Source organism: Pseudomonas sp. SIMBA_067 (assembly GCF_046534675.1).
GTDB classification, from domain to species: domain Bacteria; phylum Pseudomonadota; class Gammaproteobacteria; order Pseudomonadales; family Pseudomonadaceae; genus Aquipseudomonas; species Aquipseudomonas putida.
This window is the reverse complement of record NZ_JAWRYH010000207.1, coordinates 1-312: the sequence shown is the minus strand read 5'-3', so window position 1 is coordinate 312 and position 312 is coordinate 1. Positions and strand designations below refer to the sequence as shown.

1 protein-coding gene is annotated in these 312 nt (G+C 48.7%); it reads left to right on the top strand.

The features are described from left to right. Positions 1-312: NAD(P)H-dependent oxidoreductase (locus SB765_RS28755; RefSeq protein ID WP_410932375.1), on the top strand; the 312-nt coding region annotated here is incomplete at both ends.

Here is a 312-nt window from a genome sequence, read left to right as displayed (position 1 = left end):
ATATTAATTATTTCCGGTCATCCTGACCTGAGCCATTCGGTCGGTAATGCTACCATTCTTAATGAAGTCGCTTCTGCGCTGCCTGATGCTGAAATCCGTCGTCTGGATGCACTTTATCCGGACAACAACATCAATGTTAGCGCCGAACAGGATGCACTGCTGAAGGCAGATATTATCGTCTGGCAATTTCCCTTCTCCTGGTATTCGCTGCCAGGGCTCATGAAGTTATGGCTGGATGACGTATTTGTTCATGGGTTTGCGCACGGATCAACGGCCAGACTCGGCGGTAAAAAACTGATCCTCTCCTTCACC